The 14,541-nt window shown below is 51.3% G+C and carries 15 protein-coding genes and 1 pseudogene; 9 read left to right on the forward strand and 7 right to left on the reverse strand.

What is annotated here, in order from left to right; translation table 11 throughout:
• Both FYJ62_RS03540 and FYJ62_RS03545 read left to right on the forward strand, forming a co-directional pair.
• Window positions 1-90 (forward strand): IS3 family transposase (locus tag FYJ62_RS03540; protein ID WP_154486841.1); only part of this gene is annotated, 90 nt, incomplete at its 5' end.
• A gap of 143 nt (window positions 91-233) precedes the next feature.
• A complete protein-coding gene (locus FYJ62_RS03545; RefSeq protein ID WP_154547806.1) occupies window positions 234-473 on the forward strand; it encodes a hypothetical protein in 240 nt (79 codons plus the stop codon).
• Window positions 474-481: 8 nt separating this feature from the next.
• Here FYJ62_RS03545 and FYJ62_RS03550 read toward each other — a convergent pair whose 3' ends face one another.
• Together FYJ62_RS03550 and FYJ62_RS03555 are read right to left on the reverse strand one after the other, a co-directional pair.
• The gene (locus tag FYJ62_RS03550; protein ID WP_154547808.1) at window positions 482-748 is read right to left on the reverse strand and encodes a hypothetical protein; all 267 of its coding nucleotides are present in this window, start codon (window positions 746-748) and stop codon (window positions 482-484) included.
• An 81-nt stretch (window positions 749-829) separates the two neighbouring features.
• Window positions 830-2,062, reverse strand: coding sequence for an MFS transporter (locus FYJ62_RS03555; protein ID WP_268233446.1), 1,233 nt, complete (start codon window positions 2,060-2,062; stop codon window positions 830-832).
• A gap of 86 nt (window positions 2,063-2,148) precedes the next feature.
• Between FYJ62_RS03555 and FYJ62_RS03560 the strand changes: the two genes are divergently transcribed.
• From FYJ62_RS03560 to FYJ62_RS03575, 4 genes and pseudogenes are all read left to right on the forward strand, one after another.
• The gene (locus tag FYJ62_RS03560; RefSeq protein ID WP_154547810.1) at window positions 2,149-2,313 is read left to right on the forward strand and encodes a hypothetical protein; all 165 of its coding nucleotides are present in this window, start codon (window positions 2,149-2,151) and stop codon (window positions 2,311-2,313) included.
• A gap of 186 nt (window positions 2,314-2,499) precedes the next feature.
• Window positions 2,500-3,903, forward strand: a complete 1,404-nt coding sequence (locus tag FYJ62_RS03565) for a class II fumarate hydratase (protein ID WP_154547812.1) — start codon at window positions 2,500-2,502, stop codon at window positions 3,901-3,903.
• Between the two features lie 29 nt (window positions 3,904-3,932).
• Window positions 3,933-5,315 carry a flavocytochrome c gene (locus FYJ62_RS03570; protein WP_154547814.1) on the forward strand — a complete coding sequence of 461 codons (1,383 nt, stop codon included), beginning with the start codon at window positions 3,933-3,935 and terminating at the stop codon, window positions 5,313-5,315.
• Window positions 5,316-5,554: 239 nt separating this feature from the next.
• Window positions 5,555-5,770 (forward strand): annotated as a pseudogene (locus tag FYJ62_RS03575) (anion permease); the annotation flags it as partial.
• A 70-nt stretch (window positions 5,771-5,840) separates the two neighbouring features.
• Here the strand turns inward: FYJ62_RS03575 and FYJ62_RS03580 are convergent.
• Together FYJ62_RS03580 and FYJ62_RS03585 are read right to left on the reverse strand one after the other, a co-directional pair.
• Window positions 5,841-6,791 carry a sugar-binding transcriptional regulator gene (locus tag FYJ62_RS03580; protein ID WP_154547816.1) on the reverse strand — a complete coding sequence of 317 codons (951 nt, stop codon included), beginning with the start codon at window positions 6,789-6,791 and terminating at the stop codon, window positions 5,841-5,843.
• 288 nt (window positions 6,792-7,079) lie between these two features.
• Window positions 7,080-7,937 (reverse strand): aggregation-promoting factor C-terminal-like domain-containing protein, encoded by an 858-nt coding sequence (locus FYJ62_RS03585; RefSeq protein ID WP_154547818.1) that lies wholly within the window; start codon window positions 7,935-7,937, stop codon window positions 7,080-7,082.
• A gap of 370 nt (window positions 7,938-8,307) precedes the next feature.
• Here FYJ62_RS03585 and FYJ62_RS03590 point away from each other — a divergent pair, with 370 nt between their 5' ends.
• Window positions 8,308-9,063: an alpha/beta hydrolase gene (locus tag FYJ62_RS03590; protein WP_154547819.1), complete on the forward strand. Its 756-nt coding sequence runs from the start codon at window positions 8,308-8,310 to the stop codon at window positions 9,061-9,063.
• Window positions 9,064-9,144: 81 nt separating this feature from the next.
• On the opposite strand, the gene FYJ62_RS03595 is transcribed toward FYJ62_RS03590, so the two are convergent.
• Window positions 9,145-9,558, reverse strand: a complete 414-nt coding sequence (locus tag FYJ62_RS03595) for a hypothetical protein (RefSeq protein ID WP_154547821.1) — start codon at window positions 9,556-9,558, stop codon at window positions 9,145-9,147.
• A gap of 402 nt (window positions 9,559-9,960) precedes the next feature.
• Here FYJ62_RS03595 and FYJ62_RS03600 point away from each other — a divergent pair, with 402 nt between their 5' ends.
• Window positions 9,961-10,419, forward strand: coding sequence for a hypothetical protein (locus FYJ62_RS03600; protein WP_154547823.1), 459 nt, complete (start codon window positions 9,961-9,963; stop codon window positions 10,417-10,419).
• On the opposite strand, the gene FYJ62_RS03605 is transcribed toward FYJ62_RS03600, so the two are convergent.
• Complete coding sequence (locus FYJ62_RS03605; RefSeq protein ID WP_407657295.1) at window positions 10,405-10,815, reverse strand: bacteriocin immunity protein; 411 nt, start codon at window positions 10,813-10,815, stop codon at window positions 10,405-10,407. The two genes, FYJ62_RS03600 and FYJ62_RS03605, sit on opposite strands and share 15 nt — an antisense overlap.
• Window positions 10,816-10,827: 12 nt before the next feature.
• Window positions 10,828-11,589 carry a DeoR/GlpR family DNA-binding transcription regulator gene (locus FYJ62_RS03610; RefSeq protein ID WP_154547825.1) on the reverse strand — a complete coding sequence of 254 codons (762 nt, stop codon included), beginning with the start codon at window positions 11,587-11,589 and terminating at the stop codon, window positions 10,828-10,830.
• A gap of 302 nt (window positions 11,590-11,891) precedes the next feature.
• Here FYJ62_RS03610 and FYJ62_RS03615 point away from each other — a divergent pair, with 302 nt between their 5' ends.
• Window positions 11,892-14,420 (forward strand): M1 family metallopeptidase, encoded by a 2,529-nt coding sequence (locus FYJ62_RS03615; protein ID WP_154547827.1) that lies wholly within the window; start codon window positions 11,892-11,894, stop codon window positions 14,418-14,420.
• Window positions 14,421-14,541 lie beyond the last annotated feature (121 nt).

Consider the following 14,541-nt stretch of genomic DNA (forward strand, 5'->3'; position numbering starts at 1 on the left):
ATATATTGGTTTAACAACATCAGACGGTCCAATAAACTAAATTACACGACCCCTGTAAAATATAGAGATCGTGTAATGGCAACTATTTAAGATTTTATAAAATGTCTAACTTTTCTATGGCACTTCACAAAGTCCTCAACTAAGTCAAAAATCGCGCAATCCATCCCCAAAAAGTCCGCAACTAAGTCAAAAGTCGCGTAATTCATCCCCAACTGTGGCAAAAATTATAGAGGGTGCTGTGGTTCAGTAAAAAGCGGGGTCAAATTTCGAAAAAGCGGCTTGGTTCAGTAAAAAACGGGGCTCAAATTTCGAAAAAGCGGCTTGGTTCAGTAAAAAATGGGACTCAAATTTTTGAAAAACGGTTTGGTTCAGTAAAAAATGGGACTCAAATTTTTGAAAAACGGTTTGGTTCAGTAAAAAATGGGACTCAAAATTCGAAAAAAGTGCTTGGTTCAGTAAAAAGTGGGGATTAAAGCAGTGATTATATCCATAAATACCGTATCCAGTCGCAATTCATCCCCGTTTTTACCGCAGCCAAGCGCGAATCCTCCAAATTCGTCCCCGTTTTTACCGCAACCAAGCGCGAATCAGCCAAATTCATCCCCGTTTTTACCGCAGCCATGTCCAAATCGCACGAAATCGTCCCCGTTTTTACCGCAACCAAGCGCGAATCCTCCAAATTCGTCCCCGTTTTTACCGTAGCCATGTCCAAATCGCGCAAATTCGTCCCCGTTTTTACCGCAACCAAGCGCACTCGTCCCCGCAAAGTCCCCAACTAAAGCTAAAATCACGAAATTCATCCCCGCAAAATCCCCAACTAAGTCAAGATTCAGCTGTTTTTTCTTTGAAAAATCAGCACCAAGGCAAAATTGATAAGCAAGGTGGCCCCAGTGACCCAGAAGACCGTCGCGTAGTCGAAGATGCCGGAGATCCCAGAGCCCAGCAGGGAACCGATGACCGAGCCCATGGCCTGGAAGGACTGATTATAGGAAAAAATCCGGCCAAAAGATTCAGGTGGCGTGTTCAAAGTCAGAACGGTCTGCGCGGCGGGCATCATCCCCGCGCTAGCCATCCCCAGCAAAAAGCGCCAAGCGGCCAGGGCCCACGGGGAGTGGGTGATGGCCATGGGCACGAAGAGCAGGGCGCCGGCCAGTAGCCCCAGGCGCAAAATCTTCAGCGGTCCAATCTGGTCCATCTTATGGCCAATATACGATGAGGCGGCCAAGGTCCCCAGACCTGGCGTCGCGGCCACGACCCCGGCAATAAAGGCAATATTCTGCGCGCCTGGCATCATGGATTTGACATATAAGGAAACGATCGGGTCGATAGACATGTTGGCGGATTGAACCAGCATAGTAGTCACGAACATGACGATAATCAGCTGCAGGTTGGGCAAAGTGGCCATAATATCCTTCATTGGCCGCATTTCTGCCTTTTTTACTGGCTTGAAGTCTTCATGAACGAACAGCAATGTTGCCAAAAAGACCATCGCCATCAAAAAGCCGGTAATAAAGAAGGGAACCCGGTAGCCCCAGGCTCCGCCCAGCAGGTTGCCAAAAAAGCTGGACAAGGCCCCGCCCAGGATTGGCCCGATCAGGTTGCCCGCGGTGCTGGCGGTCATCATCTGACTCATGACCCAGCCGCTCTTGCGGTGGGGCGTCTCGCCGGCCATCAGCGCCGTGGCGTTGTTGATGTAGCCAGAAAAGCAGCCTTGAATGGCCCGCATGAGCACGATATAGCCGGCATTCATGGCCAGACCGGTCAAAGAAATGGTTAAAGCCATCACGCCGGAAGCCCGCAGGCACATCAGCTTGCGTCCCTTGCGGTCGGCTAGGGAGCCCCAGATGGGCGACATAATGGCTTGGGTGATAAAGGTCACGGCAAAAGCCAGGCCGGAATACATGCTGATCTCGAATTTGCTGTAGTGGCCCAGATCAGCGATGAACAGCGACACGAACGGCATGGTCATGGAATAGCCCATCCCCGTGATCAAGTTCCCCAGCCACAAGGTTGCAAAAGCCTTGTGCCAGCCGTCGGGCAGTTTTTCTAACTTATCTTGCAATTTATTCTCTCCAATCAAGAAATCTAAGCTTTAGTTTATCACTAAAGTCAATCTATTGAATTTGTTTTTTTAATAAAAAGCTCCAGATGAAAGCAAGCGGCACTTATGAAAAAAGAGCCCAGCTAAAGTGGGAGATTCAAATGAACATTTCACAAGTTACCTTTTTCATTCACTTGCCGAAAGCAGGCCAAGAAAAAAGCCTGCTGGTCTTTCCCAAAAATATTGAAGCCGATATTAAGCGCTTACTTTAATTTGAAGACTTTTGTATTTTAACAAAAATGACCAAAAAATGGGCAAACTTTAAAGAACTGAGTCCGGTTTAAATTCTTGAAAAAACTGCTAAAAATTGTGTGTTTTTTAACAAAATTAAAAAAGGCCGTTATATAATGCAATTAACAAAAGCAATGTTTAAAGTTCGTTTGTAAGGAGAAACAGAGATGTCAGAACAAGAATACCGCATTGAATCAGACACGATTGGTGAAGTGAAGATCCCTAAGGAAGCTCTTTGGGGCCCACAGACTGAAAGAAGCCGCAACAACTTCCCATCAGGCGAATTGATGCCTTTGGCCATCATTCGCGCCTTCCTGCACTTGAAGAAGGCTGCTGCTGAATCAAACGTTGAAGTTGGCGATGAGCCTGCTGAAAAGGGGCAAGCCATCGAAGAAGCCATCGATCAATTGCTGGCCCTTGATGACGAAAGCCTGCGCAAGGACTTCCCATTGCACGTTTTGCAAACCGGCTCAGGCACCCAAACCAACATGAACGTCAACGAAGTCGTTGCCAACTTGGCCAACAAGCTGCACCCAGGCTTGAACATCCTGCCTAACGACGACGTCAACCGCGGCCAAAGTTCAAACGACACCTACCCAACGGCCATGAATATCGTTGCCGTTGAAGCCATCGACAAGCTGGAACCAGCCATCCAGCACCTGATCGACGAGCTCAAGGTCAAGCAGAACAAGTACTGGAAGACGGTCAAGGTCGGCCGCACTCACCTGCAAGACGCAACTCCTTTGACTTTTGGCCAGGAAGTCTCTGGCTACATCTCAGCCTTGAAGCATGACCTGGCCTACATCCAAGAATTGAAGCCAAGCCTTTACGAGTTGGCGATCGGCGGGACGGCTGTCGGGACTGGCTTGAACGCAGCTCCTGGGATGACTGAAGCCATCGCCGGCAAGCTGTCCAAAGTCTACGGGCACGAATTCAAGGTTGAAACCAACAAGTTCTGGGGCCTGGCTCACCACTCAGCTTTGAGCGTTATGCACGGGGCTTTGAAGACCTTGGCCAACGATATGTTCAAGATCGCCCAAGACATCCGCTTCCTGGCTTCCGGCCCACGTGCCGGCTACGGCGAGCTCAACATCCCTGCCAACGAACCAGGCTCATCAATCATGCCAGGCAAGGTCAACCCGACCCAGGCTGAAGCCGTAACCATGGCGGTTGCCCGCGTCTTGGGCAACGATGTGACCATCAACTTCGCGGCCAGTCAAGGCAACTTTGAAATGAACGTCTTCAAGACGGTTATGATTGCGGCCTTCCTGGAATCAGCTGACATCCTGACTGGCACCATCACTGGCTTTGCTGACAAGATGATCCACGGCTTGACCGTCAACGAGCAGCGCATGGATGACCTCCTTGAAAACTCATTGATGACGGTAACTGCCTTGTCACCAAAGATTGGCTACCACGAAGCAGCCGTAATCGCCCAAACCGCGCAAAAGGAAGGGATGACCTTGAAGGAAGCGGCCCTCAAGAGCGGCAAGGTGACTGAAGAACAATACGACGAATGGATGGACTACATGGCCATGACCAACGTCGACCGGACCAAGCCTGAAGAATAAGCTCACACTGAGCAGGAGAATTTGCAACTATGGCTAAATTTGTATACGAAGCAAAGAAGATTAACGAAGCTGACAGCGAATACGACGTTGTCGTAATCGGCGCCGGCGGGACTGGCCTCTCCGCGGCCCTGCAGGCCCATGAATTAGGCGCCAGCGTGGCTGTTTTTGAAAAAAACGCCAAGCTTGGCGGCAACACCAGCAAGGCCTCATCCGGCATGAACGCGGCTGAGTCTCTGGTCCAATACGACCACGGCATCATCGACAGCAAGGAAGACTTTTACAAGGAAACCTTGCAGGGCGGCGGCCGCTTGAACGACCGGGAAATGCTGCGCTACTTTGTCGACCACGCTCCTTTGGCGGTCGACTGGCTGGCTGAGCATGAAATCGCGCTGACCGACCTGACCATTACCGGAGGGATGAGCCAAAAGCGGGCCCACCGGCCAGCATCAACTGCCCCAGTTGGCGGCTACCTGGTCGAAGGGCTCTTGAAGAACATTCAAAAGGAAGACATTCCCGTCTTCAATGAAGCCAAGATCACCAAGCTCTTGCAGGATGAAGACAAGCGGATCGTGGGCATTGAAGTCAACGGGACCAAGCAGATCGCGGCTAAGGCAGTCATCTTGGCAACTGGCGGCTTCGGGGCTTCACAGGAAATCATCAAGAAGTATCGGCCAGACCTGGTAGGCTACAAGACTACCAACCAAGCCGGCGCGACCGGCGACGGCCTGCTTTTGGCCAAAGACGTGGACGCTCAATTGATCCAAATGGACTTCATCCAAGTACACCCAACGGCGCAGACTGACGGCGAGCGCACCTTCCTGATCGGGGAAGCCGTCCGCGGGGAAGGGGCCATCTTGGTCAACCGGGCTGGCCGGCGCTTCGTCAACGAGCTGAACACCCGGAAGATCGTCTCCGATGCCATCACGGGCCTTGATGAAGATGGGGCCTACCTGATTTTTGACCAAGGCATCCGCGACCACGTCAAGGCGGTTGAATTCTACGACTACATTGGCCTGGTCGAGCACGGGGAGAGCCTGGCTGAGCTGGCTGGCAAGATCGGCGTTGATGCGGCTGGTCTGGAAGAGACCGTGGCTGCCTGGAACGGAGCTGTTGAAAAGCACGCTGACCAAGCCTTTGGCCGGACCACGGGGATGGACCGCGGCGTGACTAAGGCGCCATTCTTCGCGATCCACGTGCACCCAGCCATCCACTACACGATGGGCGGGATCCACATCAATGACGAAACCCAAGTCCTCGACTCCAACGGCAAGGTCATCGCTGGCCTTTTCGCGGCTGGCGAAGTCTCCGGGGGTCTGCACGGCAACAACCGGATCGGCGGGAATTCAATCGCGGAAACCGTCGTCTTCGGCCGCCAAGCCGGCATCCAAGCCGCCAAGCTGGCGCGCGGATAGTCAATTTTTTTGAAAAGATATTGAGTTAAGAGTAAAGAAAAAACAAGCGGGAATAAATACGTTAGAGAAAGTTAACTATAAAGACTTTGTCTGGCCTTTAATCGTAGGGATCGAGCTCTTTCTGCTGACCCCATTCAAGCCCGCGACGATCACGATTGCCGGCTGGCAATGGCGTCAAGATCTCCTGGTTTGGCTGGGCAGCCGCGGCCATCGTGCCAGCACTGATTTCCTTCCTGCTGGTGCCGGTCATGTACGCGGCCATCATGCTTGGCTTGACCGGGGCCATCTTCCAATCAACCACCCACTACTCATGTGGCCCAGCCACGGAACTGTTTGCCCCTGGCTACGTGAAGCAGACTGACTGGTGGAAGATGTGCTTTATCTTGGGACTTTTTTACCTGCTGGTCTACGGCGTAGTCGGCGGCCTCTGGATGAAGCTGCTTGGCTTGTGGTAAAAAGCAAAAAATATGTGATAAAACAAAATGTCACTCAGACGCGCGTCTGAGTGACATTTTTCGTTTGCGGTTAAGAATGCTTTTCGTCTTCAAGCAGCTGCAGGGCCCGTTCGGCAATGATTTCGTTGGTTACCAGGTGGGTAACGATGCCGGAGCGCAGGGCGCCGATGAGGGCGCCGGCCTTAAAGCGGCTGTTGACCACTACGAAGCGGACCGGAGTTCTGACGATCTGCTGGTCAGAGATGCCGACGATCTTGTCGGTGATGGCGCTGAAGAAGTGGCCTTCGTGGTCGTATGGCCGTCCGAAGATCATCCCGGCGATGTTGTCCCGGCGGATGTCCCTGAACAGGAGGTTCTCGTACTGGCGGTGCATGAAGCTTTCTTCTTCAAAAGCCTGCAGGGTGCCCAGGGTAGCGACCAGCAGGTCCATGTGGTTGTAGCGCTCATCCAGCAGCTTGTAGAACGGCTCTTGCTTGATGAGCTTCACCAGGTCAGGGTTGGTGGCGTACAGCGGCGCGGGAAGGGCTTGGAAGTGGGCGCCGCATTGGTTGGCCGCGACCTGTTCCAGGGGGCTCTTGCGGCCTGAGCCATGGAGCGGGTAGCCAACCAGCTGGACGAAGTTCAGCTTCTCGTTCTTGGTGTCGGTGAATGAGTTGATGATGTCCAGCATGGTCGTCCCCCAAGTCAGGCCGACGTTCTCACAGGACTGCATGTAGCTTTGGATCTGTTCAGCCGCGAAGGAGACGATCTTTTCGCTGTCCTGGTTCTTGGTTTCCAGCTTCTTCAGGATAAAAGCTTCCTTCAAGTCAAACTTCTGTCTGAAGAGGGTCTCCAGGCTGGAGTTGCGCTTGGCACCTTCTCTGATGTTGATTTGGACGATCCCAGTGTTTTCCGCGTCCACCAGGGCCTTGTCAATTAAGTAGCGGGAGAGGCTGTACTTGGCCGAAATTTCGGCGATGTTTAATTTGCTGATGTAGTAGTCATGAGCGATATTGGCCAGTTGGTCATTGCTAAGCTGCATAGGGTATTGGCTCCTTCTTCTTTGGTATATTTCAAAGCTGTTTAAATATTATAAAACATCCCAGACAGTTTGTAAAATTAAAATAATAGATTAAAAATCTAAAAAAATCAAAAACGGCCAGGCCTGCAAGCTTCTTTCATGAGCAAGTGGCATGAGAAAAGATCCGGAAAAAAGTGAAAAAATGCGAGGCGAAAGCTAGCAAAATAGTCAGCAAAAACTACAATAAAAAAGAGAAGCCTTGCGGCTTCTCCTTTGTACATGCTTGTATGTGAGGAATCTATGTCTGTTTTAGTACCAGTTGTGAGCCAGCCAGAATCTCTTGGCGTTGACCCATGAGCCGTAGCGGCTGTGAGCGTACCAGTCAGCGGTCTTTTCTTGGTTCTTCTTTGAGTAGTCGCCGTGCAGGTAAGCGGTCAGAAGTTGGTAGCGGCCGTAGCAGTTGCCGTTTCTAGCAGTGTATGAGCCACTTGATTCGCGCATAGCGATCCAGTACTTGGCTGCTCTTTCAGCAACGGAAAGCTTGGCTCTCTTCTTGGCAGCAGCGCGCTTCTTAGCGGCAGCCTTTCTCTTGGCAGCGGCACGCTTCTTAGCAGCGGCTCTCTTCTTGGCAGCGGCACGCTTCTTAGCAGCGGCCTTCTTCTTGGCTTCAGCAGCTTTCTTAGCGGCTTCTTCCTTGGCCTTGGCTTGCGCGTCTTGTGCTTGTTGGTCTTGGCTTTGGTTTTGGCTTTGGTTTTGGTCCTGCTTTTGCTTGTCGTCAGCTGCTTGTGAGTTGGCGTCAGCCTTTACAGCGGACTTGGCAGTCTTGATGGTCGTCTTCTTTGAAGTCTTCTTGGCAGACTTCTTAGTGGTCTTTTTTACGGCCTTCTTGACAGTCTTCTTAGTTGCCTTTTTAACGGCCTTCTTGGCAGCCCTCTTAGCTGTCTTTTTAGTGGTCTTCTTGGCTTTCTTGGCAGCTTTCTTGGTGGCTTCAGCGGCCTTAGTGGTTTGGTCGGTTGAAGATGATTGGCTGCTTTGGTTTGCTTGAGTAGATGATGATTGCGCGGCCTCGTCGTTGCTTGCTGCGAAAACAGTAGTGGCAGGGGCGGTGGCAAAAGCGGCTGCTAAGCAGGCCGCGGATAATGCCTTTTTAAAATTGAAATGCTTCATAGTAGATTACTCCTCACGTAGTCTCTTAAAACTTACCTATTATGCTACTAGTCCAATATGACAGGAGTGTTACAAAGCAATCACGGTTAGTTAACAATCAGGTAAAAAGCCCGGCAAAATTGGTAATATTTCCCAATTTAAGGGATACATGAATAGCGAAAATGGCCAAAAAGCTGTCAAAAATGGCCAGCGGACTGGAAAAATCACGTATCTAAGCTATACAGAGAAAGTAATATTTGTAAAGCCAGCGCAATTGAATAGTAAGAATGTAACAATAGTGCATTTTTTTCATTACAAAGCGCTGCAAGTCTGTCCTAAAGATATAAAATAGGAAGAAAGCAGGCAAAAGAGAGGAGAAAGGGAACACAACATGGATGTTAATATCAAACGGGATGGATTGACTCTGCATGGGGTTTTGGAGGGGACCGACCAGCTGGAAAACCAGGAAGTGGCCATCCTTTTGCACGGCTTCAAGGGGAACATGGGCTACACGCCGGACCACCTGAACTACCAAGTGGCCAAACGGTTGAACGCCAAGGGGATTCCAACCCTGCGTTTAGACTTTAACGGCTGCGGCAAAAGTGAGGGCGATTTCGCGGACATGGATGTCTTCAATGAAATTGAGGACGCGATTCAGACCCTGCAGTTTGCCAAAAAGGTGATCAAGGCGGAAAAAGTCTACGTCATTGGCCACTCGCAAGGCGGGGTGGTAGCCAGCATGTTAGGCGGCTACTACCATGACTTGATTGACAAATTGGTTTTGCTGGCACCAGCGGCTACATTGAAATCAGATGCCATCAACGGCAAGTGCCAGGGGGTTGAGTATGACTCAGAGCACATTCCTGACCAAGTCGTGGTTGATGGCTGGACCGTTGGCGGCAAGTATTTCAGAATTGCCCAGCTGCTGCCAATCTACGAGACCGCGGCCCGCTATGATGGACCGGTCTTGCTAGTGCATGGGCTCGCGGACAAGGTCGTGGACTATTTTGCTTCAGTCAAGTATGACAAGATCTATCAAAACAGCGAGTTGCACCTGATCAAGGGGGCAGGTCACCGCTTGTTTGGCGACGGTGGTCAAAGAGCGGAGACGCTTCAATTGATAAGTGATTTTATCTGCAAAAAATAGCTAAAAAGACGGTTGCATCCAGTTGCAGCCGTCTTTTTTTACTCGAATTTTGTAAAAGCGCCGGATTATTGCCAAATTGCTTTAGTTGGGTATTTTTCTGGTGAACACTTTTGTCAAAACGTCAGCAGTTGGGTACTTTACGGGTCTCATTTTTAGTAAATCAGCCGTAGTTGGGTACTTTCCGGGGGTTATTTTTAGTAAATCAGCCGTAGTTAGGTACTTTACGGGGCTCATTTTTGTCAAACCCCCAGTAGTTGAGTACTTTCCGGGGGTTATTTTTGTCAAAAGTTCAGTAGTTGGGTACTTTATAGGGGTCGATTTTTTGAAAAATGCCGTAGTTGGGTACTTTCCGGGGGTTATTTTTGTCAAAAGTCCAGTAGTTAGGTACTTTCCGGGGCTCGTTTTTGTCAAAACCCCAGTAGTTGGGTACTTTATGGGGCAAATTTTTTGCAAATCGGTCGCAGTTGGATGTTTTTTAGGAAAAAATCCCCGCAAAGTCCCCAACTAAAGCTAAAATCACGAAATTCATCCCCGCAAAGTCCCTAACTAAGTCGAAAATCTCAGAACTCAGTCCAGCAAAGTCTCAAACTGTAGCACTCCCCCAGGGAATCTTCGTGATTCAGTAAAAAGCGGGGCTCAGATTTTCGCAAAAACGACTTGGTTCAGTAAAAAGCGGGGCTCCAATTTCGCAAAAACGACTTGGTTCAGTAAAAAGTGGGGCTCAAATTTTGCAAAAACGACTTGGTTCAGTAAAAAGCGGGGCTCAAATTTTGCAAAAACGGCTTGGTTCAGTAAGAAGCGGGGCTCCAATTTTGCAAAAACGATTTGGTTCAGTAAGAAGCGGGGCTCCAATTTTGCAAAAACGATTTGGTTCAGTAAGAAGCGGGGCTTAGGGCAATGGTTATCCCCGTTTTATACGTAGCCAAAGCCAAATTGCCAAAAATGGTCCCCGCTTTATACGCAGCCAAACGCAAAACGCGCGAAATCATCCCCGCTTTTACCGCAGCCAAACGCAAAACGCGCGAAATCATCCCCGCTTTTACCGCAGCCAAACGCAAAACGCGCGAAACCACCCCCGCTTTTACCGCAGCCAAACGCAAAACGCGCGAAATCATCCCCGTTATTACCGCAGCCAAACGCAAAACGCGCGAAACCATCCCCACTTTTACCGCAGCCAAACGCAAAACGCGCGAAAAGGTCCCCGTTTTATACGTAGCCAAGCGCAAAATGCGCGAAACCATCCCCGTTTTATACGCAGCCAAACGCAAAACGCGCGAAACCATTCTCCCGCAGCAACGCAAAAAGACGGCTGCACCAAAGGCACAGTCGTCTTTTACTATATTAAAGCAGCTTTAGGCCGTTTTTTTCTCGTTCTGGCAGGAACTGGTCCATCGAGTCCAGGGGACTGATGTAGACGTAGTTCAGATTGACGTGCTTGGTCAGGTCGGCCAGCTCCTGCAGCATCTGCTGCTGTTCTTTGGTCAAGTGGAACTGGTTCATGGCCAAGTAGGCCTGGATAAAGAGGACCAGCTTGCCCGCGTTGGCCAGTGGGTGGTCGTTGGCCGTGAACTTGTTGATCACCATGCCGGTCGCGTCACGGATGGGCCGGTAGCGGTCAATGTTCATCTCATTGAAAATATCGGAAAAGAAGCTGTTATAGAAGCTTTTGAGGAGTTTGCCGGTCTTTTCCGTAATTTCTTCTTTTTGCTGGTTCTTTTTGACAAAAATCTGCATGAACTTCCGCTTAAACATGGTACTGTCCTCCTATTTGGCGATGCTCAAAATTTGAACGGTCTTTTTGAAGCCCTGACGCGTTTGTGGATCCATCGGCTCATCAGTGATGACGACGTCGATTTGCTCCAGTGGGGCAACGAGATAAGGAGCAGTGAGCTGGGAAGAAAACTTGTATTTTTCGGCTAAAAGCACGACCGTGCGCGCCCGGGCCACGGCCATCCGGATCAGGTTGGCGTCTTCCTCTTCGCTGAGGTAGACCCCGTCCGGATCGACTCTGACGCAGCCGATGAAGGCCGTGTTGAAGCGCAGCTGGCTGACCTGGGTCAAGGCTGCCGCGGAGTAGGTGTAGCGGTTGCGCTTTTCCAAGGTGCCGCCCAGCAGGGTCGCCCGGGGCAGGGGATGCGCCAGCAGGGCCAGGGCGTTGTCGATCGAATTCGTGACTACGTGCAGGTCCCGGCCTTGAATCTGCCGGCAGAGCTGCTCCAGACTGGTGGAGGGGCCGATAAAGTCGCACTGGCCGGCGTGGACGAAGTGGGCCGCCACTTTGGCCAGCTCCAGCTTGACTGGCGACAGGATGTGCTGGCGGGCCAGGTAGGCTGGCACGTCATCCTTGGCCAGTTCCATCACCCCACCATGGACGCGGACCGCTTGGCCGGTCCGGGTCAGGTGGATGATGTCGCGGCGGGCGGTGTCAAAGGAAATTCCGAAGTGCCGGGCCAGCTCCCTGGTGGAGAGCTGGTGGCGGCTTTGCAAGAGCCGCTTGATTTCTTGCCGTCTTTCTTCTTGATTCATTGTTTTGCTCCTTGTCTATAAAGTACCATCTTTAAACGGAACAACCTTTATTTTATCAGCGTTTACTGCAGATATTTCAGCGTTTGTCAGCATTTGCTAGGGGAAACGCTGATGCTTTTGCATAAAAATGGCGTCATTTCAAGCTTTGCTGCCTGTGCGTCTGCTTTGAAAAAAAGATCCGGCCAAGGCCAGCCAGGCAAAAGCCATTTTGTTGTCATTCAGCGGACCTTTTTTGCTAAAATAAGAGAGTATATGGACGCAAATGCAGATTTGCAAATGTTAATTTTTGTTAGGAGGAACACATGGCTGTTAAGCGCTTTTACGAAACATTCCATCCAGACCACTACGACCTGTACATCGACGTCGACCGGGCCGCTAGAAAATTCTCTGGTACTTCAACCATTCACGGTGACATCAAGGAAGACACTGTCTTGGTTCACCAAAAATACATGACCATCAGCAAGGTCACTGTCGACGGCAAGGACGTCCCATTTACCTTTGGCGATGACTTTGAAGGGATCAAGATCGAAGCCGGCAAGACTGGCCAAGCCACGATCGCGATCGACTACTCAGCTCCTTTGACGGACACGATGATGGGGATCTACCCATCCTACTACCAAGTTGACGGGGTTAAGAAGGAATTGATCGGGACCCAGTTTGAAACTACTTTTGCCCGGGAAGCCTTCCCATGCGTTGACGAGCCGGAAGCCAAGGCAACTTTCTCTCTGGCCCTTAAGTTCGACGAACATGAAGGCGAAACCGTCCTGGCCAACATGCCGGAAGAACGGGTTGAAAACGGCGTGCACTACTTCAAGGAAACCGTCCGCATGTCCAGCTACCTGGTTGCTTTTGCCTTCGGCGAAATGCGGTCAGTAACGACCCACACCAAGAGCGGCGTCTTGATCGGGGTCTACTCAACCCAAGCCCACAGCGAAAAGGAACTGACCTTCTCCTTGGACATCGCCAAGCGGGCCATCGAATTCTACGAAGACTTCTACCAAACTCCATACCCATTGCCGCAATCACTGCAACTGGCCCTGCCTGACTTCTCAGCCGGCGCCATGGAAAACTGGGGTCTGGTAACCTACCGGGAAGCCTACCTGCTCTTGGACCCAGCCAACACCACTTTGAAAATGAAGAAGCTGGTTGCAACCGTCGTGACCCACGAACTGGCCCACCAATGGTTCGGCGACCTGGTAACCATGGAATGGTGGGACAACCTGTGGCTGAACGAAAGTTTCGCCAACATGATGGAATACCTGTCAGTTGACCACCTGGAGCCAAACTGGCACATCTGGGAAATGTTCCAAACTTCCGAAGTCGCGGCCGCTTTGACCCGAGACGCGACCGACGGGGTCCAGTCAGTGCACGTTGAAGTCAACGACCCAGCCGAAATCGATGCCTTGTTTGACGGGGCGATCGTCTACGCCAAGGGGTCAAGAATGCTGGTCATGGTGCGCTCGCTCTTGGGCGATGAAGCCTTGCGCAAGGGCTTGAAGTACTACTTCGACCACCACAAGTTCGGCAACGCTGCCGGCGATGACCTGTGGGATGCCTTGTCAACGGCAACCGACCTGAACATCGGCGAAATCATGCACACTTGGCTGGACCAGCCAGGCTATCCAGTCGTCAACGCCTTCGTGGAAGACGGTCACTTGAAGCTGACTCAGAAGCAGTTCTTTGTCGGCGAAGGCAAGGAAGTCGGCCGCAAGTGGGAAATCCCATTGAACGCCAACTTCAAGGCACCAAAGATCATGTCTGACGTCGAACTTGACCTGGGCGACTACCAGGCTTTGCGCCAAGAAGCCGGCCACGCCCTGCGCTTGAACGTGGGCAACAGCTCCCACTTCATCGTGAAGTACGACCAGACCTTGATGGATGACATCATGAAGGAAGCCAAGGACCTGGATCCAGTGTCCCAATTGCAATTGCTGCAAGAACTGCGTCTTTTGGCAGAAGGCAAGCAAGTGTCATACGCTGACGTGGTGCCAGTTCTGGAACTCTTCAAGAACTCAGAAAGCCATATCGTGAGCGATGCCCTGTACACGACGGCTGCCAAGCTGCGTCAATTTGCCCCAGCAGGCAGCGAGGCCGACAAGAACCTGCGCGCCCTGTACAACGACCTGTCCAAGGACCAGGTTGCCCGCTTAGGCTGGCTGCCAAAGGCTGGCGAAAGCGACGAAGACATTCAAACCCGGCCATACGTCCTGTCTGCTAGTCTGTACGGCCGCAACGCTGAGTCTGAAAAGCAGGCCCACGAGCTCTACCTGGAATACGCTGACAAGCTGGCTGAACTGTCCGCTGATATCCGGGCCTATGTCTTGATCAACGAAGTTGAAAACTATGGCTCAAGCGAACTGACCGACAAGCTGATCGGCCTCTACCAGGCAACCAGCGACCCATCATTCAAGATGGACCTGGAAGCAGCAATCGTGAAGAGCAAGGACGAAGGCGAACTGAAGAAGATCATCTCCTGGTTCGAGAACGCGGAAATCGTTAAGCCGCAGGACTTGTGCGGCTGGTTTAGCGGCGTTTTGTCCAACCCGGCCGGTGAACAACTGGCCTGGAACTGGATCAGAGACGAATGGGCCTGGATGGAAAAGACGGTTGGCGGCGACATGGAATTCGCGACCTTCATCACCGTCATTTCCCGCGTCTTCAAGACCCAGGAACGCTACGACGAATACAACGCCTTCTTTACTGACAAGGAAAGCGACATGCTTTTGAACCGGGAAATCAAGATGGACCGCAAGGTCATCGCTACCCGGGTTGACTTGATCAAGTCCGAAAAGGACGCGGTCAACGCTGCCGTTAAGGCTGCTTTGAAGTAAGCGCAGTTAAATTGGAAAAACTGTTTCTGGTGAAAACCGGGAACAGTTTTTTGTTGTCAAGCGAAGAAAGCGCTACAATATAGGTGTAAAAAAGGTCAGGAGGGTTTTAGAAATCGGGTGA

This window comes from Lactobacillus porci (assembly GCF_009695985.1).
GTDB classification, from domain to species: Bacteria; Bacillota; Bacilli; order Lactobacillales; family Lactobacillaceae; genus Lactobacillus; species Lactobacillus absianus.

Excerpts from the sequence above, each read along its gene's own strand:
- FYJ62_RS03560 (WP_154547810.1), top strand. The coding sequence starts at position 2,149 with ATGAAAGCAAGCGGCACTTATGAAAAAAGAGCCCAGCTAAAGTGGGAG.
- FYJ62_RS03565 (WP_154547812.1), top strand. The coding sequence starts at position 2,500 with ATGTCAGAACAAGAATACCGCATTGAATCAGACACGATTGGTGAAGTG.
- FYJ62_RS03570 (WP_154547814.1), top strand. The coding sequence starts at position 3,933 with ATGGCTAAATTTGTATACGAAGCAAAGAAGATTAACGAAGCTGACAGC.
- FYJ62_RS03580 (WP_154547816.1), bottom strand. The coding sequence starts at position 6,791 with ATGCAGCTTAGCAATGACCAACTGGCCAATATCGCTCATGACTACTAC.
- FYJ62_RS03585 (WP_154547818.1), bottom strand. The coding sequence starts at position 7,937 with ATGAAGCATTTCAATTTTAAAAAGGCATTATCCGCGGCCTGCTTAGCA.
- FYJ62_RS03590 (WP_154547819.1), top strand. The coding sequence starts at position 8,308 with ATGGATGTTAATATCAAACGGGATGGATTGACTCTGCATGGGGTTTTG.
- FYJ62_RS03600 (WP_154547823.1), top strand. The coding sequence starts at position 9,961 with ATGGTTATCCCCGTTTTATACGTAGCCAAAGCCAAATTGCCAAAAATG.
- FYJ62_RS03605 (WP_407657295.1), bottom strand. The coding sequence starts at position 10,815 with ATGTTTAAGCGGAAGTTCATGCAGATTTTTGTCAAAAAGAACCAGCAA.
- FYJ62_RS03610 (WP_154547825.1), bottom strand. The coding sequence starts at position 11,589 with ATGAATCAAGAAGAAAGACGGCAAGAAATCAAGCGGCTCTTGCAAAGC.
- FYJ62_RS03615 (WP_154547827.1), top strand. The coding sequence starts at position 11,892 with ATGGCTGTTAAGCGCTTTTACGAAACATTCCATCCAGACCACTACGAC.